We start from the raw sequence: 23,274 nt of genomic DNA on the forward strand, positions 1-23,274 counted from the left end.
GTGACCGGAGTGACCTGAACTACGGAGCCGGATAGAAGTCGGCGGCGTCCGGGTGGGTCAGGACGTCCATGATGTCCACGGGATCGACCGTCTCTTCGGTCAGCAGGGCGACGAGCGTCTCCCGTTGGTCCTCCGTCACCGGCTCGCATCCGCCCGGCATCACCCATCGCCCTTCGCCTACCGGCATGACGCGGGCACACAGCAGCGTGCCGGCGGGTATCTCACCCGTCAGCCAGGGCGCGGACACCTCCACCACCCGGTCGGTGCGGACGTCGCGCAGCGCGAGTGTCTCCCCCGGCACACTCGCCTCGACCTCGAAGACCGACCGCGCGACGGCGAGCCAGGAGCGGGCCAGCTCCGACTCGTCCTCGGGCAGCAACTCCCCGCGACGCTCGACGAAATCGGCGAACGCGCCGGCGTCGAACAACAGGACGTCCTCGACGAGCGGATCGGCGACCGCCTCGGCCACGGCGTCGTCGTCCCCGTAACCCGAACGGGCCTCCGCCAGGGCGACCCGGTGTTCCGCCCACGCCGGTTCCAGGGCGTGCATGGCCGCCTTCATATACAGCCAGTCGGATCGCTCCTCGAGCGAATGCTCGGCGCGTCCGAGGTGACATGCCTTGTACTTGCGGCCCGACCCGCACCAGCAACGGTCGTTGCGGCCGAGGCCCGGGACCTCCTTCGGCCGGTACCGGTCGAGCAGTTCGTAGAGGGGATGTTCGTCGCCACCCGGCACCCTGGCGAGCAGGGACAGACCCCGCACCGCATCCCCGCGGTCGGAGGCGAACCGTGCCAGATCGAACAACGGCAGGTCGAAGGCGGAATCGAGATCGGCCGAACGTTCGTAGTGCCGTTCGGCCTCCGCGATCCGTCCGGTGGACTCGGCCGCGCGGCCGGCGATCCAGTGCGCTGCGCCCGCCGCGCGCCGGGGCGCGTGATCGAGCAACCACAGCGCAGCCTGCTCGATCGCCTCGGGGGCAAGCTTCTCCCCCACCAGCTCGTCGTGGACGGTCTCGGCGATCTCGGGATCGGACAGCACCGAGTACAGACCCGACTTCCCCACGGCGAAGCGTTCTTCGAAATCGTCGTCGTCGCCGCGTTCGAATGCTTCGACCAGCGACGCGAACAGGGCCACACCCGGCACGGCGTCGACGGGTATCCCGAGTTGTTCGGCGTAGATCTCGAACATCGCCCGGTCGAAGTATCCGTCGAAGTCGAATCCGTTCGGCGCCACCAGATCCCCACTGCGCACCAAGCCGGCCTCGGCGAGAAGTTCCCCGAGCGGCAGGGACGGCGCGGAGAACGTCCCGGACGATTCGGCGAGTACGTCGACGAACGCGGTCTCGAGGCTCGCCACCTGTTCGCGGGCGATCCCCTGCTCGAGCGCGTGCACGAATTCGCTCACGCCGCTTCGGGCTTCACCGTGGACCGGCGCGAACGACAGGCGGCCGTCCCGCGCGGTGAGGGCGATCAGATCTCCCGGTCCGTGACCCGCCAGCGCCCCGTCGGGAAAGACGATCATCTCCCGACGGCCGCCCACCCCCGCATCCGGGTCATCCTGCGTTGCAGTCTCTTCGGATTCTGCCGGTTGCACGAGATCGAACTCGTCGTCCTCGGAGACGAGTATCAGGAGCGGTTCGATGTCGTCGACCGGGATCGAGTTCCGGGCGAGATCGTCGGCCGTGAGACGGTGCGTGAGCGTCCTGCCCTCGAACAGCACATCCGTCGCCGCGACACGGTCGTCGGACAACCACAACAGCAGCGGATGCGGTTGCGACTGTTCGAGGTCGATCATCACCTGCTCGGCGGAGCCGAATCCGTGGTCTTCGAGATGGTCGGCCACCTCGTCGATCGTCATGGGTCCGTGGCGCCGTACGGTATCGAGCACGGTGTCCCACAGGGCGGATTCGGGATGTTCGCTGTCCGTCACCACTGGATCGTACGGCCCGCGGCACTGCTTCCGGGGACGATGCGGTTTCTCCGCACGTCGCCCCCGACCTTCACCTGCACGACCGGACGCAGAACATGGCGACCGGCATCTCCGGTCGGTGTGGTGATCGCAACGGTCGTGGATCCGGCACTCGCACAGGGACCGTTCTCTTCATGCGGACGCAACGAGAAGAAGGCGCCCCGGAGGACGCCTTCTTCTCGTGTTCTCGTGCGAGTTACCCGGACGGGCCCGTCAGCCGAGTGCCTGCTCGACGTCGGCGAGCAGGTCGGCGGCGTCCTCGATGCCCACCGACAGGCGGACGAGGTCCTCGGGGACCTCGAGCAACGAGCCTGCCGTGGAGGCGTGGGTCATCGCGCCCGGATGCTCGATGAGCGACTCCACGCCACCGAGCGACTCGGCGAGGGTGAAGATCTCGGTGCGCTTGCAGAAGTCCAGCGCGGCCTGGCGGCCCCCGGCGAGGCGCACGGAGATCATGCCGCCGAAGCGACGCATCTGCTGAGCCGCGTACTCGTGGCCCGGATGCGATTCGAGCCCCGGGTACAGCACCGTGCTCACGGCGGGGTGTCCCGACAGGAAGTCGACGAGCTTCTCGGCGTTGTCGGAGTGCTTCTCCATCCGCACCGCGAGCGTCTTGATGCCGCGCAGCGTGAGGAAGGCGTCGAACGGACCCGGCACGGCACCCGCGCCGTTCTGCAGGAACGCGAAGGCGGTGTCGAGCTCTTCGTCGTTCGTCACCAGCGCGCCGCCGACCACGTCGGAGTGCCCACCGATGTACTTGGTGGTCGAATGCAGCACCACGTCGGCACCGAAGGTGATCGGCTGCTGCAGGTAGGGCGACGCGAAGGTGTTGTCGACGACGAGCTTGGCGCCGCCCTCGTGCGCGATGTCGGCGAGCGCCGAGATGTCGCCGATGTTGAGCAGCGGGTTGGTGGGCGTCTCGACCCACACGAGCTTGGTGTTCGGGCGGACGGCCGCGCGCACCTCGTCGGCGTCGTTGACCGCGGCCGGGGTGTACTCGATCCCCCACTGCGTGAACACCTTGTCGATGAGGCGGAAGGTGCCGCCGTAGGCGTCGTTGGGGATGACCAGGTGGTCGCCCGGACGCAGCACCGAACGGAGCAGGCAGTCGGTGGCGGCCATACCCGAGCCGAACGCGCGGCCGTAGGCGCCGTTCTCGAGCGCTGCCAGGTTCGCCTCGAGGGGACGCCGGGTGGGGTTGCCGGTGCGGGCGTACTCGAAGCCGTTGCGCATCTCGCCGACGCCGTCCTGGGCGAAGGTCGACGACGCGTAGATCGGCACGTTGACGGCACCGGTCTGCGGATCGGGCTCGTACCCCGCGTGGATGGCGCGGGTCGCGAAACCGTGCTGGTTCTGGTCGGTCATGAAGATCTGTGTCCTATCGGCCTTGAGAGATGAATCCGAGCAGGTCGTGGCGGGTGATGACGCCGACGGGCTTGCCGTCGTCGATCACCATGAGCGCATCGGTGTCGCCGAACGCCTTGGTGGCGGCGTCGATGGACTCACCCACGCCGATGTTCGGCAGCGGCGGGCTCATGTGCTTCTCGACCGGATCGGCGAGGTTCGCGCGCCCTTCGAAGACGGCGCTGAGCAGCTCGCGTTCGCTGACCGAGCCGGCGACCTCACCTGCGGTGACGGGCGGTTCGGCGCCCACGACCGGCATCTGCGACACGCCGTACTCGCGGAGGATCTCGATGGCGTCGCGCACCGTCTCGGAGGGGTGGGTGTGCACGAGATCGGGCAGGTCGCCGCTCTTGCCGCGCAGCACGTCACCGACGGTGGAGTCGTCGGGCTTACCGTCGAGCGGTGCACGGAGGAAGCCGTAACTGGCCATCCACTTGTCGTTGAAGATCTTCGACATGTAGCCGCGGCCACCGTCGGGCAGCAGCACGACGACGACCGCGTCGGGGCCTTCGCGCTCGGCGACCCGCAGTGCGGCGACGACGGCCATACCGCACGAGCCCCCGACGAGCAGCCCTTCCTCACGGGCGAGGCGACGGGTCATCTCGAACGAGTCGGCGTCGGAGACGGCGATGATCTCGTCGGGGATCGACGGGTCGTAGGCGGTGGGCCAGAAGTCCTCACCGACACCCTCGACGAGATACGGCCGGCCGGTGCCCCCCGAGTACACCGAGCCCTCGGGATCGACGCCGACGACCTTCACCGCACCGTTGGAGACCTCCTTGAGGTACCGACCGGTGCCGGAGATGGTGCCACCGGTGCCGACGCCCGCCACGAAGTGCGTGATCCTGCCGTCGGTGTCGTTCCAGATCTCCGGGCCGGTGGTCTCGTAGTGACTCGCCGGGCCACCCGGGTTGGAGTACTGGTTCGGCTTCCAGCCGCCGGGGAGCTCACGGGCGAGACGGTCGGAGACGCTGTAGTAGCTGTCGGGGTGCTCCGGCGGGACGGCGGTCGGGCACACGATCACCTCGGCGCCGTAGGCCCGCAGCACGTTGCGCTTGTCCTCGCCGACCTTGTCGGGACACACGAACACGCACTTGTAGCCGCGCTGCTGCGCGACCAGGGCCAGGCCGATGCCGGTGTTGCCGGAGGTGGGCTCGACGATCGTGCCGCCCGGCTTCAGTTCACCCGACGCTTCGGCCGCATCGATCATCTTCACCGCGATGCGGTCCTTGGAGCTGCCGCCGGGATTGAGGTACTCGATCTTCGCCGCTACGAGCCCCGAGCCGGGTTTCACCACCGTGTTGAGCTTGACGAGAGGTGTGTTTCCGATGAGGTCGACGACGGAATCCGCAATGCGCATGACTCCATGTTCCCACGTCGTGACTTTTCGTCGGGGTGATGGTGTACACGCTCCCCTGCCGGCCCGGGAACACGGTCCACCTCCGAGGACGACGAAGACCCCGGACCGTGGCCCGGGGTCTTCGTGGAGTCCTGCTAGTCGTTCTGGAAGTAGCTGAGCAGTCGCAGGATCTCGACGTACAGCCACACCAGGGTGACGGTCAGGCCCAGGGCGACGCCCCACGCGGCCTTCTCCGGAGCCTGTGCGCGGATCAGCTGATCGGCGGAATCGAAGTCCAGCAGGAAGCTGAACGCCGCGATGCCGATGCACACGAGGCTGAAGACGATGGCGAGCGGGCCACCGTCGCGCAGGCCGAGACCACCGTCGATGAAGAAGCCGGCGATGAGGTTGCCCAGAGCCAGGACCAGGACACCGACGAGCGCGCCGACGATCATGCGGGTCAGGCGCGGGGTGACGCGGATGGCGCCGGTGCGGTACACGACGAGCATGCCGAAGAACACGCCGAAGGTGCCGAGGACGGCCTGAGCGATCAGGGTCGCGCCGCCCGTGCCACCGAAGGTGATGTCGGTGAACATGAACGACAGCGCGCCGAGGAAGAAGCCTTCCGCCACGGCGTAGGCGAGAACGATGGCCGGGTTGTCCATCTTGCGGCCGAACGTCGCGACCAGCACCAGGACGAGGCCGATCAGACCGCCACCGATGACGAACGGGGCCGCCAGGTCGACGTTGGAGTTGACCAGCACGTAGGAGATGAGGGCCGAGACAGCGAGCACGCCGAGTGTGATGCCGGTCTTGGTGACGACATCGTCGATCGTCATGGTCCGCTGGTCGGTGGGACGTGCCCACGGATCCGTCTGCGGCTGCCCGAATTGCTGAGTGGCCTGCGCGGCGCCCGCCGTCGCAGAGCCGAACGTGGCGTATCCGCCGCCCTCTTGCTTGGGCAGGTTGCGGAACACCGGGTTACTGGTGGTGCGCACCGTGCACTTCCCTTCTCGTGGTCGCTTCTGTCCGTTCAACGAGGCAGTGACCTCACGAGTTCCCGATCGTCGGGAAAGCTCGGACTAATCGGACTCTACCGGCTCCGTACCGACCGGGTCACGGTGAACTTGCGGTTGCGGCCCTCGACGCGGGTCGCGCCGACGATGCCGGACAACGCGGGGCGGTAGTCGAGGTGACGGTTGTAGACCGTCCACATCTGTCCTCCCGGCCGGAGGATCCGGGCCGCGGCGTCGAACATCTTGCGGGCGGCGCCGGTGTGCACGGCCGCGCCGAGGTGGAAGGGCGGATTGCACACCACGAGGTCGACCGACCCGGCCGGGATCGAGCCGGCGGCGTCGTCGCGGAGTGTGTCGACACGGTCGGACAAGCCGTTCGCGGCGGCGGTCCCCGCGGCGGAGGCGACCGCGGCGGCGGACTGGTCGGTCGCGATCACCCGGGCGTCGGGAAGCTGCCGGGCGAGCATCGCTGCAAGGATGCCGGTGCCGCAGCCGAGATCCACCGCGACCTGCACGTCCGCATGGATGCGGGGGAAGAAGTCGAGGAGGAATCGGGTACCGATGTCGAGACGGGGGCCGGCGAAGGCAGCGCCGTGCGCGACGACCGTGAGGTCGAGTTCGGCGAGGTGCTCACGGACGGGATACGAGGCGGGTCCGGGCGTCGTCCCGCGCGCGGTGAGCACCCGCGACTTCTGGCGTCCCCGGGACGCACGGACTTCGGCGAAGGACGCACCGAGCACGTCGTTCATCGCGAGGCCGATGTGCTTGTCGCGGCCACCGGCGAACACGACGACCTCGGGGTCGGCGTGGCGGGCGATCGTCTCGGCGATCTCGGTGAGCGCCGACAGCGAGCGGGGAAGCCGTAGCAGCACCACGCGGGCCCCGGCGAGCAGATCGGGGTCGAGAGCGCCGGAGCGGTAACGATCGGTGAGGCCCTCACGCTCGGCGTTCGCGGCCAGGGCGCGCTCGGCCACCACCGAATCCTGATGCACCCGGATCTCCTCCACCCCGAAGCGGACGACCGTGCCCAGGGTCAGCGCGCCGTACTGGTCGTCGATGACGACGACGGTGCCCGGCGAGGCCGAGTCGAGGACGGGGGCGGCTTCGTCGAGGAGCAGACGGTCGGCCCCGTCGACGGCGAACAGGTTGGGCGCTTCCACGTCCGGGAAGCGCCTCAACCTGTCGTACAACTCGTCGATCAACACTCGACCGTCAGCACTCGCCCTTCCCGGCGTTCTCGATGGCACGCAGGGTGTCGGCCTGCTCCTCTTCGCTGAGGTCCTGCCATGCCGGGAGCTGCTGCTGCGCGTCGGCGACGGCCTGGGCCGCTGCGGCGCGGTCCTGACCCCACCCCTCGAGCTCGTCGAGGTAGGGCAGCAGTGCCTCGCAGTTCTCTTCGTAGCTCTTGCCGAGTTCGACGGTGGTGCCCGTGGTGCCGGCCTCCGCCGAGGCCGAGGCGGTCGCCGTCGTGGTGGTGGTCTCCTCGGCCGAGCCCGATCCGTCCGAGGATCCGCACGCCGCCGCGAGCAGGACCACACCTGCACCGAACAGCGCCGCGAGAGTCTTCTTCATCTATGTCCCACTTCTGGTCGCAGTGTCGTTTGTCCGTTCCCGGTGAGGCACCGTGGTCCGGCCGGACCACGGTAGACCAGGGGCGACGCACGATCTGCGGCGGGCGTGCACATTTCGAGACTATCCTGGGGAAACAGCTCCCCGAGGTGATCGCGCCGATGCCCGAGAACGATCCGGCCACCACTCAACGCGCACCGATCGTCGACGTGGCCGAGTCCGCGATCGTGCGTGCGCTGCACGACGCCGGTTTCACCGGCGCCGAGGAGATCGGCCGCGGCGGTTTCGGTGTCGTCTACCGCTGCAGGCAGGAATCGCTCGACCGCGATGTCGCCGTCAAGGTCCTCCGGTGGGCGCCCCAACCCGCGGATCTGGAGCGATTCCTGCGGGAGCAACGGGCGATGGGACGGCTGTCCGGGCATCCGCACATCGTCACCGTGCTTCATGCAGGTGCCACGGACGACCTGCCCTATCTGGTGATGCACTACCACCCGCACGACTCGCTCGACACCCGCCTGCGCCGGTACGGGGTGCTGTCGTGGCCCGAGGCGGTCCGGCTCGGCGTCAGGATGGCCGGTGCTCTCGAAACCGCGCACCGGTCCGACGTGCTGCACCGCGACGTCAAACCGGGCAACATCCTGCTCACCGAGTACGGCGAGCCGCAGCTCACCGACTTCGGCATCGCGCGCATCGGCGACGGTTTCCGTACCACGGCCGGGGAGATCACCGGCTCCCCGGCGTTCACCGCACCCGAGGTGTTGCGCGGCCGGGCACCGACACCCGCGGCCGATGTGTACGGACTCGCCGCGACGCTGTTCGCCGCGATCACCGGGCACGCGGCCTTCGAGCGGAAGGAGTGCGAGAGGGTCGTCGCACAGTTCGTCCGCATCACCTCCGAACCGATCCCCGATCTGCGCGACGACGGCATCCCCGACGACGTGTGCGCCGCGCTCGAAAGCGGAATGGCCACCGACCCCGACGACCGGCCCCAGACGGCGGCCGCCTTCGGCGAGATCCTGCGGAACATCCAACGAGCTCACGGCCTACCGGTCGACGAGATGGCCCTGCCCGGTCCTCCTCCGACGAGTCCACCGCAGACACCGGCGGATCTGCCCGTCACAGGGCCGTCGTCGGGGGTGCTCTCGGGCCCCACGGGACCGACCGTCGCGCCGTCGACCAGGTTCCGTCCGCCGTCGACCACCCGTCCGCTCGTCGAACGCCGTCGGCTGATCTCGCTGTTGCAGGCCGGACGACGACGTCGTCTCATCGCCATCCACGCCCCTACGGGTTTCGGGAAATCCACTCTCGCCGCGCAATGGCGGGACGTTCTCGCCGACGAGGGTGCCCAGGTCGCCTGGCTGACGGTCGACGACGACGACGACAACGTGCTGTGGTTCCTCGCGCACCTGATCGAGGCGATGAAACAGGTGCGGCCTTCGCTGGCACGCGAACTCGCCCAGATCCTCGACGTTCACGGGAACGACGCCGAACGTTACGTACTGTCCACACTGATCGACGATCTGCACCGATCCGACACCGCCGCGACACTCTTCGTCGACGACTGGCACCGGGTGAGTTCGCCCGAGACGTGCGCCGCCCTCGACTTCCTGCTCGACAGGGGCTGCCACCACCTGCAACTCGTCGTGACCAGCCGCAACCGTTCCGGCCTTCCGCTGAGCCGCATGCGGGTGCGCGACGAGCTCGTCGAACTCGATTCGACTGCACTGCGTTTCGACGTCGACGAATCCGATTCGTTCCTGCGCGGCGTGAGCGGCATCGACCTCGGGCCGGAGGACGTCCAGGACCTGAACCGAAGCACCGAAGGCTGGGTGGCGGCACTGCAACTCGCGTCGTTGTCGTTGCGCGACAGCGACGATCCGTCATGGATGATCGAGAACATCACGGGACGGCACCACGCGATCGGTGAGTTCCTCGCCGACAACGTGCTCTCCACACTCGAACCCCGGATGTACGAGTTCCTGCTGGCCACGTGCATCACCGAATCCGTCAGCGGCAGCCTTGCCGCAGCATTGACCGGTGACCCGCGCAGTCAGGCCGTCCTGGAGGAAGCAGAGGAACGCGACCTGTTCCTGCGGCACCTCGACGACGAGCGTGTCTGGTTCCGGTACCACCACATGTTCCTGGACTTCCTCCGGCGCCGCCTCGAGCGCGACCATCCGGAGAAGATCGCCGGACTGCACCGCACGGCTGCCGACTGGTTTGCGCGGCATCACATGTTGCGTGAGGCCGTCGACCACGCGATGGAGGCCGGCGATACGGATTTCGCCGTCGATCTGCTCGCCGCCGACGGCATGTATCTGATGGAGCACGGGCACATCGCTCCCCTGCTCGCGCTGATCGACACGTTGCCGCCGCAGGCCGTCGCACGCGAACCGCGGTTGCTGCTGGCGCAGGCGTGGGCGAACAGCGCGTTGCAGCGGCTGAGTCTCGCCCGGAGCGCTCTGGCGACCGTGCGCGACCTCGTGGACTCGGGCGTCACGGCCGGCCAGGATCCCTACGCGTTGCGCCTCGAGGCCGATGCGGTCGAAGCCTCTCTGCTCATGAACTCCGATCGGATCGACGGCATCGACGCGCTCGTCGCTCCATGTCTCGACGATCCGTCGGCCGTGCATCCGTGGGTCGTCTCGGCCGCAGCGGATTTCGCGTCCTACGCCGACATCTTCCGTTTCGACTTCGATTCGGCCGTGCGTCGTCAGGAATGGGCGGCGCCCTTCCATCGCGAGACCCGAGGACCCTTCGCCGCGATCTACGGGCAGTGCCTGTGCGGCATCGCCGTCAACGAACAACTCGACGTCGAGGGCGCGGAGAAGTACTTCCGCACCGCGTTGCGGCGAGCCCGCCGCCACGGCGGCATCCATACGCATTCGGGCCGGCTCGCCGCGGCGATGCTCGGCGAGTTGCTCTACGAACAAGGACGGACCGCCGAGGCCGAGACACTGCTCGACGAGAGCAACCTGTTGGGAATAGACGGCGGGGCAACAGATTTCATGATCGCACGCTTCGCGACTGCAGCACGCATGAAGATGATGCACGGCGATCGGAAATCCGCGACGGCACTGCTGGACGAAGGACTGCGCGCAGCAGCGCTCAACGACCTGCCGCGGCTACGGGCACGCCTCGAGAACGAGCGAGTGCGTCTGGGACTGGGCGCTGTGCCGACCCCGACCCGCACGATGCCCGGTTCCGACCGCCCGAATCCGGACGGCACCGTGGAGATCAGGCTCCAACTCGAGGACGCCACCGCCATCCGGTTGCTCTGCGAGAGCGACGAATCCGGCGCCGCGGAACGCGCGGTCGATTGGGCACAGCTGTGGGTACGCCGCACCGCGGACCTGCGTCCCCGCGCACACCTGCAGGCCATCAGGCTGCTCGTCTGCTGCCTGAACGCCGACGGACGCACGCAGGAGGCCGAACGCACGCTCGCCATGGTGGCTGCGGAGTGCGCGTCGCGCGGGATGGTGCGCTATCTCGTCGACGGCGGCCCACGAGCGACCCGCACTCTCGGGGCGCTCCACCGACGGATGCAGGAGGACCGGTGGCCGGACGATTGGGCACGGGTCGACGCGCAGTTCCTGGAACGCGCGGTACGACTCGCCGAGGACGAAGATCGTCCCGTGGTGTGAACCCCGCGGGATTCGGGGACACTGCCGAGGTGACGGACCGAAACGACAGACCTATCCGGACCCGGCGATGGACCGACGGGAAACTCGTCGACGAGGGCTTTCCCCTCTCCGCGGTGTCGGATCATCTTGCCGACGCCGACGCCCTCGTGTGGGTGGACCTGTGGAACCCCGAGCACGCGGACCTGCTCGAACTCGCCGAGGAATGGAACCTCGACCCGTATGCGGTCGAGGATTCGCTCGCGCAGGGAGAACGGACCAAGGCCACCCGCTACGCCACGCACACCTTCCTCACCGTCTACGCGACACACCTCTCTCCGGATTCCGAGGACGAGGATCAGGCTCACGAGTCCCGGTTGCACACCACCCGCATCTCCGCGTTCGTCCTGCCCCGGGGTGTCGTGACGGTACGGCGCGGCAGCCCGTTCGACATCGACGAGGTGGTGCGCCGGTGGGACGAGAACTCGGACCTGCTCCAGTACGGGCCCGGGGCGCTGGTGCACGGCCTGCTCGACACGGTCGTCGACGGGCAGTTCGAGACCATTCAGGAACTCGACGACGCCGCGGAGGACCTCGAGGACTGCCTCTTCGAGGATCAGGCGTCCACTCGGTACATCCAGCGTCGCGTCTACCGTCTCCGCAAGGAACTCGTGCAACTTCGGCGAGTGGTGCTGCCGATGCGCGAGATCATCAACGCGGTCATGCGCACCCGCGCCGAGAACAACCGTCACCCCGAACTCGACAGCTCGTACAACGACCTGTACGACCACGTGATGCGGGCGGCGGAGTGGACCGAGTCGCTCCGCGAGATGGTGAACACCGTCTTCGAGACGAACCTGTCGCTGCAGGACGCCCGTCTGAACATCGTGATGAAGAAACTGACGGGATGGGCCGCGATCATCGCGGTCCCCACCGCTGTGACCGGTTGGTACGGCATGAACGTGCCCTATCCCGGCTTCGGCGAGTGGTGGGGCATGCTCACCGGAGTCGCGATCATCACGGTGTCGGCGATCGCGTTGTACGTGCTGTTCAAGAAGCGGGACTGGTTGTGATCCCTCGCCGCGCTCAGAGAAGGACGACGAGCAGCACGACGATCACGACGACCACCGCGACGGTGGCGATCACCGCCCCCGCGGATCGACGGTGCTGCACGGGACCGTCGCGGACGAGTTCGGGGTCGGCGTCCGGGGCGTCACCGATCGGGTCGTCGCCCTCGGGCCCGGGGTTGGTGGGATGCGACATCGATCTCCTCCTGGCTGTCTGTCGTCGAAGTCTGACACGGACGAGTACGCCGTGTTCGGTTTCGCTCGGTTCGAGTCGGGTACTCCGTAAGGGCAACGTTCGATGACATAGGAGGACCCATGGCCGACTTCGTCGACAAGGCAAAGCACAAGGCAGAAGAAGCAGGCGGCAAGATCAAGGAGAACACCGGTCAGGCAACCGGTGATCGTGATCTCGAAGCCGAGGGTCGCGGCGACCAGACCTCCAGCGGGTTGAAGCAGGCCGGCGACAAGGTTTCGGATGCCGCCGAGCACGTCAAGGACGCTTTCAAGAAGTAGTCCCCGATACACGCGGTGCCGGTAGTTGCGACTACCGGCACCGCGTGTGTGTGGGGACTATTTCGAGGTGCCCTCGGTGTCGTCGAAGAAGTGCCAGGTACCGTCCTGTTCGTTCTGCGCTTCCATGCGCCAGCCGAGTTCGCTGTTGTCGGCGCGCTGGTCGACGAACCAGGCGTGAGCGTCGTCCGCGCTCTCGATTTCCTTGGTGTCCACGACGTTACCGGTCGGATCGATCACTCTGTAGGTAGCCATGCCGAGTGTCTTCCCACGCAACTCGCCGATCAAACGTCGCGCGAAGCTTCTGGTGTAGGGTGGGAGCATCGTTCGGCTCGCATGGGATGAGCAACCTCGCACCTCGGTGCCCGAAGGTTCCGGACCGGACGTGAGAGTTCCCCGCCGCGTGTACCGCGGCCCCTCTTCTTCGCATTGCCCCACGGCCGGGGTCTCCCCGACCGCACCCGAAAGGACGGCCATGAGCCAGAACAAAGAATTCGACAACCCTCTCTTCCTCGCGCCCACCACTCCGGAAGCCGACGCCGAGATCGACGCCGTCACCGCTGTCGCCGAGGTGAGCGGCCCGCACGACTACACCTCGCTCTTCTCCGCACGCGGCGCCTGATCGCACCTCACCCGGCCGCGTAGTCGGCCGGTGCCGGCGATACCGGCTCGGGCTGCCCGTCGTTCTGTTCGGCTGCGTTCTGTTCGGCTGCCGCAGTGAGCACGTCGATATGGTCGTAGCCGGGCAGAACCGATCTGCGTTCGTGCGGATGATCCGTCTCGGGCGGTGTGATTCCGCGCCGGCCCCGCAATCGACGTCACCTCGCTCCCCCGATCGGTGCACCGCGTTTCGTCGGGGTGACGACGCCGCTGTGCCCTCCTCGTCGTAGTCGAGCCACCGGTGGACGATTCCCGGATCTTCGAAGACCTCCGGCGACACCGTGGGTGCGTCGCCGAACAGACCGGGGAACGCCGTCGAGACCGATCTCCGTCGAAGTCCCGTTCCGCGAAGCAGCCGGTGATGAAATCGCCGAGAGACTGTCCGCCGCACAACACTTTCCGCCTCCGCTGCGCGGGATCGCGAAGTTCGTGGTGCCACAGCTCGTACTGGTCGTGCAGTGTCTGTCCGAGTCCGACCTACGAGAGGCACGCGACGCCGGTGCCGGTCCTGACACCATCGGTGCCGTCAGGGCACTTCCGACCACCGCAGCAGCTACTACGGCTCCCATCGATGCACGCACCCCCGCTCGGTTCGTGTGCATCGAACACCGCCGAAGCGGTTCGTACGCCCGAATACCGTCGAGCGGGGTCTGCTCCACGGAAAACAGCAGAAGAAGGGGCCCGTCGGGGTTCACCGACGGACCCTTCGCCGTCCTCGCGTCGCGTAGTCGTACGCAGACCGACGCCGCCCCGGAGGTGCGTGTGGGAGCCGCAGTGCTAGGGTCGCCCGTGACACGGGGTGCTCCGCACGAGCGGGGCTGAGATCACACCCGTCGAACCTGATCAGGTAATGCTGACGAAGGGATGTCCCGACATGACCGTGCCTGCCCCCATATCGTTCCGCTCCCGCTCCGCGCAGTGAACGCGCGGCGGACTCTCGCCGGACTGCTCACCCTCGTCGCCGCACTCTCCGCGGTCACCGGGTGCTCGTCCGATTCCGGGAGCGACACCATCCGATTCGCGTTGGACTGGACGCCCAACACCAACCACACCGGCCTGTACGTGGCGCAGCAGGAGGGGCTGTTCACCGATGCAGGCCTCGACGTCGAGATCCTGCCGTACAACAATGCGACGCCCGACACCCTCGTCGACGCCGGGAGCGCCGAGTTCGGGATCTCCACGCACGCCGGCTCCACCATCGCCAGGGCCGCCGGGTCGCGGACCGTCGCGGTCCTCGCACCCCTGCAGCACTGGGCGACGGGAATCGCCGTGCGGGCCGACAATGCCGAGATCACGCGGCCGGCCGATCTCGACGGCAAGACCTTCGCGGGCTTCGCGAACCCCGGTGAGGACGAGATGCTCGCCGAGGTGATCCGCAACGACGGCGGCCGCGGGGAGTTCGAGAACGTGACGCTCGGAACGTCCTCGTACGAGGCGGTCTACTCGTCCACCGCGGACTTCACCGTGTCGTACCTGGCATGGGAGGGTCTCGAGGCAGAGCACCGCGGCCTGCCGATGCGGTACTTCCGCTTCACCGACTACGGCTTCCCGGACGCGTATGCGATCGTCGTCGACGGCAACGAGGACTGGATGGCGGAGAACCCGGAGCAGGCCCGCGCTTTCGTGCAGGCTCTGGACCAGGGTTACCGGATCGCGGCCGACGACCCCGATCGCGGGGCACGCGCCCTGATCGACGCGAATCCGGGTGCCTTCCCCGACGAGGAACTCGTCTACGAGAGTCAGCGCATGCTCGCCGCCGAGTACATGCGCGACGCCTCCGGTGCCGTCGGGGTCCTCGACGCCGGGAAATGGTCGGGCTACGCCCGGTTTCTCTACGAGAACGGCCTGCTGTCCGGACCCGACGGCAGCCCGTTGACGACCGAGCCCGATTGGTCGACCTATGTCACCGATGACTATCTCGAAGACCGATAACACGGGCCGCGCACGTCGATTCGTTCCCGCCGTACTCGTCGCCGGGGTGCTGGTCGGGATCTGGCAGACGTACGTCGTGGTGAGCGGTATCCGCCCGCAGGTGTTGCCCTCCCCCGCACGCGTTCTCACGCAGGGGTGGGTGCATCGCGTCGACATCGCCGGGCACGCCTGGTCCACGCTGCAGGTGACCCTCGTCGGGTTCGCCGTGTCACTGGCACTCGCGTGGGCTCTCGCGATCGCGGTGGACTTCTCACCGTGGTTGCGACAGGCCTTCGTGCCGTTGTTCGTGGTGTCGCAGACCCTGCCGATCATCGCGATCGCGCCGTTGATGATCATCTGGTTCGGTTTCGGGTTGTTGCCGAAGATCCTCGTCATCGCGCTGGTGACGTTCTTCCCCGTCGCCATCGGTCTTCTCGAAGGATTCGCGGCGGCCGACCGGGAAGCGGGAGCGTTGCTGCGCAGCATGGGTGCGTCGCGGTGGCAGCAGTTCCGTTACGTGCGCCTGCCCGGCGCACTCCCCCGCTTCTTCACCGCCCTGCGGATCGGCATCACCTACGCGGTGGTCGGTGCGGTCTTCGCCGAATACGTCGGCGCGACATCCGGTCTGGGCATCTACATGAGCGCCCAGAAGAACTCGTTCCGAACCGATCTCGTGCTCGCGGCGGTGGCGGTCACCGCCGTCCTGTCGCTCACGCTTTACGCGCTGACGTACGTCGTCGAACGGCTGGTCGCGCCGTGGGCGCTCACGAAGGATGCGACATGAGTGCAGTGACGGTGGCGTCGGTCCACAAGGCGTACGGCGACCGGGCGGTGATCGACGGCATCGACTGTTCCGTCGCGCCGGGCGAATTCGTGTCCTTCATCGGACCGAGCGGGTGCGGCAAGTCGACACTGTTCTCGATCGTCGCGGGACTCGAACAGCCCGACGCCGGTGAGGTTCTCATCGGCGACTGTCCCGCCGCGCCCGGACGGGTCGCGCTGATGCCGCAGAAGGACCTGCTGTTCCCGTGGCGGACGGTGCTCGACAACTGCACCCTGGGCCTCGAGGTGCAGGGTGTGCGACGATCCGACGCCCGAGCCCGCGCCCGCGAGCTGCTGCCGACCTTCGGCCTGTCCGGCTTCGAGGATGCTGCTCCGCACCAACTGTCGGGTGGCATGCGTCAACGCGCGTCGCTCGCCCGCACCGTGCTGCAAGGGCGCGACGTGCTCTTGCTCGACGAGCCGTTCGGGGCGCTGGATTCGCTCACCCGCACCGAGATGCAGCTGTGGCTGCAGGAGGTGTGGCAGCAGCATCGGTGGACGGTGCTGATGGTGACGCACGATGTGCGCGAGGCGGTGCTGCTGTCCGACCGTGTCGTCGTCCTCGGTCCGCGTCCGACCCGCGTGCAGCACGAGGTGCACGTGCCCCTGCCCCGGCCGCGAACGTTGGAGACGTGCGTGTCGAGCGAGTTCGTGGCGCTCGAGCACGAACTGATGGAGGTCCTGCATCGTTCACGTCGTGAGGAGGAGCGGAGGATGTCGCCGAGATAGTCGCCCGCCTCGGGGATCTACTGGTCGACACCCTCCACGTGCCCGGCCATGGGCAGCCGCAGGGGACTTCTCTCCGGCGAGAGGCCGGGTGCGCCCTCGTCGACTTCCGGTTCACACGTCCATCCGCGACGAGAATCGTCAGCCGCTACGGCAATTGCCGAGGCGGATGGCAAGAACGGTAGCGAGTGGCTCAGGACCGACCTTCGACCGGTGCCCCCAGTCGGACTCGAACCGACACTCGGCGGATTTTAAGTCCGCTGCCTCTGCCAATTGGGCTATAGGGGCGTGGGGATCACAGTAGCGTTCGGGGCTTCCGGCGACCGCGCCGGGTCGCGATCTTCGAACATGTTTTCGTAGTCGAATCCGGGTTGTCGGCGACCTCCTTCACGACTACGGAGGTCGATCCGGCCGGATGTGAACACCCTTCGTTGTCTTGTACCCCCCGAACAGGTAGACATTCTGCGGAAGACGTACAGAACGGACAGCCGGTGGTGGCCCGGCGCGAACAGAAGGACGATGTATGGGTTTCAGGACCGCACGGCCGTCGGCCCGGCGTCTCGGTATCGCGCTCGCCGCCGCAGCGTTCGCAGTTGCTCCGGGCCTGGCGATCGCACCCTCGGCCCTCGCCGAGAGCATCGTCTATCCCGCAGCCCTGCACGACTCCTTCTACGACACCCCGCACGACATCGCCGACCGGCAGCCCGGTGACGTCCTCGCCGCCCGCGTCGTCCCCCCGCCGCTCGGGTTCCCCGGCACCGACGCGATCCAACTGAAGTTCCGCTCGACGAACTCTGCGGGCGCGCCGATCTCCGCCGTGACGACGGTGCTGTCACCGCGAGGAGGAGCGCCGGGTCGCCCGCTCGTGTCGTACCAGGCGATCATCAATGCGCTGGGGCTCGAGTGCGCGCCGTCGACCGCGCTGTACGCGACGAACCCGATGCGCGGAATCCGGGAGTCGCCCGGCCTGCTCATCGCCATCCAGCGCGGCTGGTCGCTGGCCGTCCCCGACCATCTCGGACCGAACAGTGCCTACGGTGCCGCGAAGGTCGGTGCGCAGATCACCCTCGACGGCATCCGGGCCGCGCAGCGTCATGCACCGCTGGGACTCGCGGACAGCCCGGTCGGCATCGCCGGTTACTCCGGTGGCGGGATGGCCACGGCGATGGCCGCCGCACTCGCCCCGACCTACGCACCGGAGATCCCCCTCGTCGGCAGCGCCTACGGTGGGGTTCCCATGGACATCGGCGAGATGGCGAAGGGACTCGGCGAATCCGCGCATCCTGCTTTCGGATTGGCGATGGCGGCCGCTCTCGGTCTCGAACGCGAATACCCCGACCGCATGCCCATCAGCGAGCAGCTCAATCCGGCGGGCCGGGAACTGCGCGACCGGATCGCCAATGCGTGCACCAACGAGATCCTGCTTGCCGGTGCCGGCCGAAGCATCGCCGACGTCGCCGACGCCGAGGTGGGCATGGCCCTGCTCGACAGCCCGCCCGTCCGGGAGGTGCTGAACGAGAACAGCATCGAGAAGCTTCCGGCGGTACCGAATGCCCCGGTCTACGAATGGCATTCACCGACCGATGCGCTGATTCCGTTGCATTCCGTCTCCGCCACCCTGCGTAGGTACTGCGACGCTGGGGTGCCCGTACGAACCGAACCGGTTCCGAGCGCCGACCACATCACCGCTGCCGTGATCGGCCTGCCCGGCGCGCTCGACTTCCTCGACGGCCGGTTCGCCGGCACTGCGCCGTCGTCGAATTGCGGGACGATCTGACCGACCTCCGTACATGCGTCAGGCCCGCCTCGAATGACGAGGCGGGCCTGATGATGTCTCGAATCCCCAGTGGGGACGGGAGATCGAATCAGATCACGGTGATTCCGGTGGCCTGGGGGCCCTTGGCGCCCTGACCGATCTCGAAACGCACGCGCTGGTTCTCGTCGAGGCTGCGGTAGCCGCCCGACTGGATCTCCGAGTAGTGCGCGAACACGTCAGCGCTGCCGTCCTCGGGGGCGATGAAGCCGAATCCCTTGTCGGCGTTGAACCACTTCACGATTCCCTCTGCCATGTCTGTCTCCTTCTGTCGTGTAGTCGAGCTCCGCCGAGTGTTCGGTAGAGCGAGGCCGCCATCACATGCGGTGACTTCCGAAAGGAGAACCAACCGCCCGCAACAAGGATTTGCGAGCGTGGGTAAGACGCGAACAAAAACTTCGACCGAGACACAGTCAACCACACATTCGCCGATTCGGGTGGATCGAGCCCCGGAAGGCGGGGCTGACGCCACCCGAATCGAAGACTAGTGGGCGACGGACAGGGCGATGCCGTCGAGGATGTCGTGCTCGCTCACGACCAGCTCGGTGATGCCCGCTCGACGTCCCAGTTCCTCGGCGAGGACGGTGGTGATGATCGAGCCACCGCCGATGACGTCGACGCGGCCGGGATGCATGGGACCGAGCGCCGCGCGCTTCTCGCGAGTCGCGGCGACGAGACCGTCGCACACCTCGCGCAGGCGGTCGAACGGCACCGACGACAGGTGGATCTTCTCCGAGTCGTACTCGTCGAGTTCGAGAGCGAGCGCGGCGAGGGTGGTCATGGTGCCCGCGACACCCACCCAGGTGTGTGCCTGGTCGACCGGCACCCGCTCGAGTGCTTCGCGAATCTTGCCCTCCGCGACCTCCCGTGCCGCAGCGACCTGCTCGGCGGTCGGCGGGTCGTCGTGGAGGCACCGTTCGGTGAGACGCACGCAGCCTATGTCGGTGGAGTAGGCGGCGTGCACTCCGGCGGCGTCGCCGAGCACGACCTCGGTGGACCCGCCTCCGAGGTCGACGACGACGAAAGGTCCACGCGCGGAGTCGAGTTCGCCGACAGCACCGGCGAAGGACAGGCGTGCTTCCTCGTCGCCGGTGATGACCTCGGCCTCGGCGCCGGGAATCACGGCACCGAGCACCTCGCGGGTCATCGCGAAGAAGTCCTCGCGGTTGCTCGCGTCGCGGGTCGCGGAGGTGGCCACCATGCGCACCGCGGCGGCACCGGTCTCGCGGATCAGGTCGGCGTACTCCACCAGCGCGACCCGCGTGCGTTCGATCGCTTCCGGCGCGAGACGACCGGTGGCGTCGACGCCCTGGCCGAGCCGCACGACCTTCATCAGACGGGTGACGTCGGTGAGACCGCCGTCCTCCGCAACGTCGGCGATCAGCAGACGAATGGAGTTGGTGCCGCAGTCGATTCCCGCGACCCTCACTGCTCTTCTCCGCGTAGCTCGGCGTAGGTGGGCCAGTCGGCGGGAATCGCGGTACCGCGCAGACCCGCATCGGCGGCGAGTGCGACGGATTCGTCGCCGAGCGGATTGACACCCGGCCCCGTGGCCAGCGAGTGCGCGATGAGCACGTGCAGGCATTTGACGCGCTCGGGCATGCCGCCGCCGGTGAAGTCGGTGCCGAGCGACTCGATCGCATCGCGCTCGGCCAGGTACGACTCGTGAGCGCGCTGATAGGCCGCGGCCAGCTCCTCGTCGGCACCGAGACGCTCGGTCATCTCCCTCATGACCCCGGCGGATTCCTGCCGGCTCGCCTCGGCCGTGAGGCGCGGGTCGGTGAGGTAGTAGAGCGTCGGGAAGGGCGTGCCGTCGGGCAGCTTGGGCGCGGTCTTCACCACTCCGGGCGCACCGTCGGGGCAACGGTAGGCGATGGCCAGGACCCCGCGGGGTTCGCGCCCGAGCTGGGCGGCGACGGCGTCGAGGTCTTCTTGCGTGACTGGATCGGTCACCCGGGGACATCTCCTGGTTCTGGGGGTGCCACAGGCATCTGCTGCGGCACGGGTTCGGGCAGGGGTTCGGGTGCCGGCTCGGATACCGACAACCACAGGTCGCTGTACCAGGCGCCGGTCGTCGGCCGTTCGGGTTCGCGCTCCTCGCGTTCGGGTGGAGCGTCACCCGGAAGCTGCACCTGATAGGGGGTCTCACCGGGCACGACGAACCGCAGCCGCTCACGGGCCTGGGCGCGGACCCAGGCCGGGTCCTCCATGCGGGCCTTCTGCTCCTCGAGGGCCGCGATCGCCTGTTCGAGCTGCACGCGTTCGGCCGCGAGTTGTTCGGCTTCGGAGCGCTGGCTCACGTAGGTGCGCAGCGGCACCGCGAGGGTGAGGGCGAGACCGCACACGACGAGGGCGAGCACCACGGCGCGACCGGTGGACAGGCCCAGGACGGTGCGTTCGGTGCGGGGGCGGCGGGAGTCGCGGGGCGCACCGACCCGCGTGGGCCGGGCTCGCCCGGAACCGCCCGGTCGGCCGCGACCGGGCGACGAATGAACGGGGTCCTCGCGGCCGGCAGGCCGGGCACCCGCGTTCTCGGCCGAGTGCTCGGCCGGGGCGGTAGATCCCGCGGGCCGGGCCCGGCCCGGACGCCGGGCACCGGGCACACCCTCGGTGCGGATACGCCTCGCGCCGGGACGGGATCTACCGCGCTGACTCATGCCGCCGGTCAGCCCTCGACGGAGAACCGCGGGAAGGCGAGCTCGCCGGCGTAGCGAGCGACGTCACCGAGGGACTCCTCGATGCGCAGCAGCTGGTTGTACTTCGCGACACGCTCGGACCGGGCGGGCGCGCCGGTCTTGATCTGTCCGCTGCCGACGGCGACGGCGAGATCGGCGATGATGGTGTCCTCGGTCTCGCCGGACCGGTGGCTCATCATCGTCTTGTAGCCGTTGCGGTGCGCGAGGTCGACGGCGTCGAGGGTCTCGGTGAGGGTGCCGATCTGGTTGACCTTCACGAGCAGCGCGTTCGCGGCGCCACGGACGATGCCGTCCTCGAGGCGCTCCGGGTTGGTGACGAACAGGTCGTCGCCGACGAGCTGGATCTTGTCGCCGATCGCCTCGGTGAGCGCGACCCAGCCCTCCCAGTCGTCCTCGCTGAGCGGATCCTCGATGGAGACCAGCGGGTACTGGCCGAGCAGCTCGGCGTAGAAGGCGCCCATCTCGGCGGCCGTCCGGTTCCGGCCCTCGAAGGCGTAGCCGGTGCCTTCGGTGTAGAACTCGGTGGCCGCGACGTCCAGCGCGAGCGCGACATCGCTGCCCAGCTTCAGGCCGGTCTTGGCGATGGCCTCGCTGATCAGGTCGAGCGCGGCCTTGGTGCCCGCGACGTCGGGGGCGAAGCCGCCCTCGTCGCCGAGGCCGGTGGCCAGGCCCTTGCTCTTGAGCACGGACTTGAGGGAGTGGTAGACCTCGGCACCCCAGCGGAGGGATTCCTTGAAGGTCGGGGCGCCGATCGGCGCGACCATGAACTCCTGGACGTCGACGCCGGTGTCGGCGTGGGCGCCACCGTTGAGGATGTTCATCATCGGAACGGGGAGGATGTGGGCGTTCGGGCCGCCGACGTAGCGGAACAGCTCGAGCCCGGACGACTCCGCGCCGGCCTTCGCGACGGCGAGCGACGCGCCGAGGAGGGCGTTCGCGCCGAGACGGCCCTTGTCGGGGGTGCCGTCGGCGTCGAGGAGCGCCTGGTCGACGGTGCGCTGCTCGGTGGCATCGAGGCCGATGATGGCCGGGCCGATCTCGGCGAGGACAGCCTCGACGGCCTTCTCGACGCCCTTGCCGAGGTAACGCTCGCCGCCGTCACGCAGCTCCACGGCCTCGTGCTCGCCGGTGGAGGCGCCCGACGGCACTGCAGCGCGGGCGAAACTTCCGTCCTCGAGCAGCACCTCGACCTCGACCGTGGGGTTGCCACGGGAGTCGAGGATTTCGCGGGCTCCTACCTGCTCAATGATGGCCACTGGCTGATTCTCCTTCGATGGACTTTCACGCTGCGGTGTCTGCACGCTGGGGACAGCCTAACGGTCGCGACCTGCGTGTGAGGCACAGGCGCGCCCGAGGCCCGGCGCGGTGCCGTCTACGGCCGCACTCCCACCCCGTAGGCGGCGGCGCGGTCGCGGACGAGCATGAGGTACTCGGTGGACCGGTTGTAGGCCATCAGGGCGTTCGTCCACCCCTCCGCGGTGGTCAGGTCGCCACCGCGATCGCACAGATAGCGGCCCGCGGCCAGGGCCGCGTCGTCGATGTTGTCGGGGTCGGCGATCCCGTCGCCGTTCGCGTCGACTCCCCACCTCTCCCAGGTCTCGGGGATGAACTGCATCGGCCCGACCGCCCGGTCGAGGACCGGGTCGCCGTCGAGTCGGCCCCCGTCGGTGTCGCGGATCTCGGCGTTGCCCCGGGTGCCGTCGAGCGGGACACCCCGGATGGGAGGAGAGACGCTGCCGTCGGGTGCGAGGGACGCGCCGCCGAACCGGCCGTGGCTGCTCTCCACGTTGCCGATCCCGGCGAGGGTCGTCCACGACAGGCCGCAACCCGGCGTGCCGACGGCCAGGACGACCGCCGCGTGCCCGTACGCCTCGAGGGCGGTGACGGGGATGCCCAGCTCCCGCGATTGGGGTTCGGCCCAGTCGGCGAGTTGCGCGGCCGTGCGGCCGGGACCGTTCACATCGATGGGTGGGACGGGGAGGCCGGGCGCCGGGGGGACACCGTCGGGGATCTCGACGGACGGCTGCCGAGGTGAGTGCAGGGCGGACTCGACCGCCACGAAGACGACGGCGATCAGCGCACTGAACAGGACCACCGGCCACAGCCAGCGTCGGGGTTCTCGATCGGACGGCACCCTTCCATCTTCCACACG

General features: G+C 68.3%; 22 protein-coding genes, 1 tRNA gene and 1 riboswitch. Of the genes, 8 read left to right on the plus strand and 15 right to left on the minus strand.

Annotated features, from left to right (window positions below):
* Positions 1 to 19: 19 nt before the first annotated feature.
* The 6 genes from A8G18_RS15770 to A8G18_RS15795 form a co-directional block, all read right to left on the minus strand.
* Positions 20 to 1,930 (minus strand): SEC-C domain-containing protein, encoded by a 1,911-nt coding sequence (locus A8G18_RS15770; protein WP_245207898.1) that lies wholly within the window; start codon positions 1,928 to 1,930, stop codon positions 20 to 22.
* Between the two features lie 252 nt (positions 1,931 to 2,182).
* A complete protein-coding gene (locus A8G18_RS15775) occupies positions 2,183 to 3,334 on the minus strand; it encodes a cystathionine gamma-synthase (RefSeq protein WP_064064612.1) in 1,152 nt (383 codons plus the stop codon).
* A 13-nt stretch (positions 3,335 to 3,347) separates the two neighbouring features.
* Positions 3,348 to 4,733, minus strand: coding sequence for a cystathionine beta-synthase (locus A8G18_RS15780; RefSeq protein WP_064064613.1), 1,386 nt, complete (start codon positions 4,731 to 4,733; stop codon positions 3,348 to 3,350).
* A gap of 134 nt (positions 4,734 to 4,867) precedes the next feature.
* Positions 4,868 to 5,710 carry a Bax inhibitor-1/YccA family protein gene (locus A8G18_RS15785; protein WP_064064614.1) on the minus strand — a complete coding sequence of 281 codons (843 nt, stop codon included), beginning with the start codon at positions 5,708 to 5,710 and terminating at the stop codon, positions 4,868 to 4,870.
* 95 nt (positions 5,711 to 5,805) lie between these two features.
* Positions 5,806 to 6,933 (minus strand): class I SAM-dependent methyltransferase, encoded by a 1,128-nt coding sequence (locus A8G18_RS15790; protein ID WP_064064615.1) that lies wholly within the window; start codon positions 6,931 to 6,933, stop codon positions 5,806 to 5,808.
* A 7-nt stretch (positions 6,934 to 6,940) separates the two neighbouring features.
* Positions 6,941 to 7,300 (minus strand): hypothetical protein, encoded by a 360-nt coding sequence (locus A8G18_RS15795; protein WP_016934846.1) that lies wholly within the window; start codon positions 7,298 to 7,300, stop codon positions 6,941 to 6,943.
* 158 nt (positions 7,301 to 7,458) lie between these two features.
* Between A8G18_RS15795 and A8G18_RS15800 the strand changes: the two genes are divergently transcribed.
* Together A8G18_RS15800 and A8G18_RS15805 are read left to right on the plus strand one after the other, a co-directional pair.
* Positions 7,459 to 10,941 carry a serine/threonine-protein kinase gene (locus A8G18_RS15800; RefSeq protein ID WP_064064710.1) on the plus strand — a complete coding sequence of 1,161 codons (3,483 nt, stop codon included), beginning with the start codon at positions 7,459 to 7,461 and terminating at the stop codon, positions 10,939 to 10,941.
* A gap of 29 nt (positions 10,942 to 10,970) precedes the next feature.
* Entirely contained in the window at positions 10,971 to 11,990 is a 1,020-nt protein-coding gene (locus tag A8G18_RS15805) for a magnesium transporter CorA family protein (protein WP_084421872.1), read from the plus strand.
* Positions 11,991 to 12,003: 13 nt separating this feature from the next.
* Here the strand turns inward: A8G18_RS15805 and A8G18_RS23085 are convergent, their stop codons facing one another.
* Positions 12,004 to 12,180 carry a hypothetical protein gene (locus A8G18_RS23085; protein ID WP_165369246.1) on the minus strand — a complete coding sequence of 59 codons (177 nt, stop codon included), beginning with the start codon at positions 12,178 to 12,180 and terminating at the stop codon, positions 12,004 to 12,006.
* Between the two features lie 119 nt (positions 12,181 to 12,299).
* On the opposite strand from A8G18_RS23085, the gene A8G18_RS15810 reads away from it, so the two are divergent.
* The gene (locus A8G18_RS15810) at positions 12,300 to 12,497 is read left to right on the plus strand and encodes a CsbD family protein (RefSeq protein ID WP_016933004.1); all 198 of its coding nucleotides are present in this window, start codon (positions 12,300 to 12,302) and stop codon (positions 12,495 to 12,497) included.
* Between the two features lie 57 nt (positions 12,498 to 12,554).
* On the opposite strand, the gene A8G18_RS15815 is transcribed toward A8G18_RS15810, so the two are convergent.
* Positions 12,555 to 12,749: a hypothetical protein gene (locus A8G18_RS15815; protein WP_059381617.1), complete on the minus strand. Its 195-nt coding sequence runs from the start codon at positions 12,747 to 12,749 to the stop codon at positions 12,555 to 12,557.
* A gap of 220 nt (positions 12,750 to 12,969) precedes the next feature.
* Here A8G18_RS15815 and A8G18_RS23090 point away from each other — a divergent pair, with 220 nt between their 5' ends.
* From A8G18_RS23090 to A8G18_RS15835, 4 genes are all read left to right on the plus strand, one after another.
* The gene (locus A8G18_RS23090) at positions 12,970 to 13,116 is read left to right on the plus strand and encodes a hypothetical protein (protein ID WP_167352103.1); all 147 of its coding nucleotides are present in this window, start codon (positions 12,970 to 12,972) and stop codon (positions 13,114 to 13,116) included.
* 823 nt (positions 13,117 to 13,939) lie between these two features.
* Positions 13,940 to 14,036: riboswitch (TPP riboswitch) on the plus strand.
* Positions 14,037 to 14,072: 36 nt separating this feature from the next.
* A complete protein-coding gene (locus tag A8G18_RS15825; RefSeq protein WP_064064617.1) occupies positions 14,073 to 15,086 on the plus strand; it encodes an ABC transporter substrate-binding protein in 1,014 nt (337 codons plus the stop codon).
* Positions 15,064 to 15,849: an ABC transporter permease gene (locus A8G18_RS15830; protein WP_064064618.1), complete on the plus strand. Its 786-nt coding sequence runs from the start codon at positions 15,064 to 15,066 to the stop codon at positions 15,847 to 15,849. The genes A8G18_RS15825 and A8G18_RS15830 overlap by 23 nt, the downstream gene beginning before the upstream one ends.
* Positions 15,846 to 16,616 (plus strand): ABC transporter ATP-binding protein, encoded by a 771-nt coding sequence (locus tag A8G18_RS15835; protein ID WP_064064711.1) that lies wholly within the window; start codon positions 15,846 to 15,848, stop codon positions 16,614 to 16,616. Before A8G18_RS15830 ends, A8G18_RS15835 begins: the two co-directional genes overlap by 4 nt.
* A 211-nt stretch (positions 16,617 to 16,827) precedes the next feature.
* On the opposite strand, the gene A8G18_RS15840 is transcribed toward A8G18_RS15835, so the two are convergent.
* Positions 16,828 to 16,901 (minus strand) — tRNA-Leu (locus tag A8G18_RS15840).
* A 235-nt stretch (positions 16,902 to 17,136) separates the two neighbouring features.
* Here A8G18_RS15840 and A8G18_RS15845 point away from each other — a divergent pair.
* A complete protein-coding gene (locus A8G18_RS15845) occupies positions 17,137 to 18,390 on the plus strand; it encodes a lipase family protein (protein WP_064064619.1) in 1,254 nt (417 codons plus the stop codon).
* An 88-nt stretch (positions 18,391 to 18,478) separates the two neighbouring features.
* Here the strand turns inward: A8G18_RS15845 and A8G18_RS15850 are convergent, their stop codons facing one another.
* The 6 genes from A8G18_RS15850 to A8G18_RS15875 form a co-directional block, all read right to left on the minus strand.
* Complete coding sequence (locus A8G18_RS15850; protein ID WP_016932996.1) at positions 18,479 to 18,682, minus strand: cold-shock protein; 204 nt, start codon at positions 18,680 to 18,682, stop codon at positions 18,479 to 18,481.
* Between the two features lie 228 nt (positions 18,683 to 18,910).
* Complete coding sequence (locus A8G18_RS15855) at positions 18,911 to 19,855, minus strand: Ppx/GppA phosphatase family protein (RefSeq protein ID WP_064064620.1); 945 nt, start codon at positions 19,853 to 19,855, stop codon at positions 18,911 to 18,913.
* Positions 19,852 to 20,379: a DUF501 domain-containing protein gene (locus tag A8G18_RS15860; protein ID WP_064064621.1), complete on the minus strand. Its 528-nt coding sequence runs from the start codon at positions 20,377 to 20,379 to the stop codon at positions 19,852 to 19,854. Before A8G18_RS15860 ends, A8G18_RS15855 begins: the two co-directional genes overlap by 4 nt.
* A complete protein-coding gene (locus A8G18_RS15865; RefSeq protein ID WP_064064622.1) occupies positions 20,376 to 21,083 on the minus strand; it encodes an FtsB family cell division protein in 708 nt (235 codons plus the stop codon). The genes A8G18_RS15860 and A8G18_RS15865 overlap by 4 nt, the downstream gene beginning before the upstream one ends.
* Positions 21,084 to 21,091: 8 nt before the next feature.
* The gene (eno, locus tag A8G18_RS15870) at positions 21,092 to 22,378 is read right to left on the minus strand and encodes a phosphopyruvate hydratase (protein ID WP_016934317.1); all 1,287 of its coding nucleotides are present in this window, start codon (positions 22,376 to 22,378) and stop codon (positions 21,092 to 21,094) included.
* Positions 22,379 to 22,494: 116 nt separating this feature from the next.
* The gene (locus A8G18_RS15875; RefSeq protein ID WP_016934316.1) at positions 22,495 to 23,217 is read right to left on the minus strand and encodes a lytic transglycosylase domain-containing protein; all 723 of its coding nucleotides are present in this window, start codon (positions 23,215 to 23,217) and stop codon (positions 22,495 to 22,497) included.
* Between the last annotated feature and the right edge of the window lie 57 nt (positions 23,218 to 23,274).

This window comes from Rhodococcus gordoniae (assembly GCF_001646655.1).
GTDB lineage: Bacteria > Actinomycetota > Actinomycetes > Mycobacteriales > Mycobacteriaceae > Rhodococcus > Rhodococcus gordoniae.

Excerpts from the sequence above, each read along its gene's own strand:
- A8G18_RS15775 (WP_064064612.1), bottom strand. The coding sequence starts at position 3,334 with ATGACCGACCAGAACCAGCACGGTTTCGCGACCCGCGCCATCCACGCG.
- A8G18_RS15830 (WP_064064618.1), top strand. The coding sequence starts at position 15,064 with ATGACTATCTCGAAGACCGATAACACGGGCCGCGCACGTCGATTCGTT.
- A8G18_RS15810 (WP_016933004.1), top strand. The coding sequence starts at position 12,300 with ATGGCCGACTTCGTCGACAAGGCAAAGCACAAGGCAGAAGAAGCAGGC.
- A8G18_RS15835 (WP_064064711.1), top strand. The coding sequence starts at position 15,846 with ATGAGTGCAGTGACGGTGGCGTCGGTCCACAAGGCGTACGGCGACCGG.
- A8G18_RS15780 (WP_064064613.1), bottom strand. The coding sequence starts at position 4,733 with ATGCGCATTGCGGATTCCGTCGTCGACCTCATCGGAAACACACCTCTC.
- A8G18_RS15800 (WP_064064710.1), top strand. The coding sequence starts at position 7,459 with ATGCCCGAGAACGATCCGGCCACCACTCAACGCGCACCGATCGTCGAC.
- A8G18_RS23085 (WP_165369246.1), bottom strand. The coding sequence starts at position 12,180 with ATGTCGCATCCCACCAACCCCGGGCCCGAGGGCGACGACCCGATCGGT.
- A8G18_RS15815 (WP_059381617.1), bottom strand. The coding sequence starts at position 12,749 with ATGGCTACCTACAGAGTGATCGATCCGACCGGTAACGTCGTGGACACC.
- A8G18_RS15865 (WP_064064622.1), bottom strand. The coding sequence starts at position 21,083 with ATGAGTCAGCGCGGTAGATCCCGTCCCGGCGCGAGGCGTATCCGCACC.
- A8G18_RS15845 (WP_064064619.1), top strand. The coding sequence starts at position 17,137 with ATGGGTTTCAGGACCGCACGGCCGTCGGCCCGGCGTCTCGGTATCGCG.
- A8G18_RS15795 (WP_016934846.1), bottom strand. The coding sequence starts at position 7,300 with ATGAAGAAGACTCTCGCGGCGCTGTTCGGTGCAGGTGTGGTCCTGCTC.
- A8G18_RS23090 (WP_167352103.1), top strand. The coding sequence starts at position 12,970 with ATGAGCCAGAACAAAGAATTCGACAACCCTCTCTTCCTCGCGCCCACC.
- A8G18_RS15850 (WP_016932996.1), bottom strand. The coding sequence starts at position 18,682 with ATGGCAGAGGGAATCGTGAAGTGGTTCAACGCCGACAAGGGATTCGGC.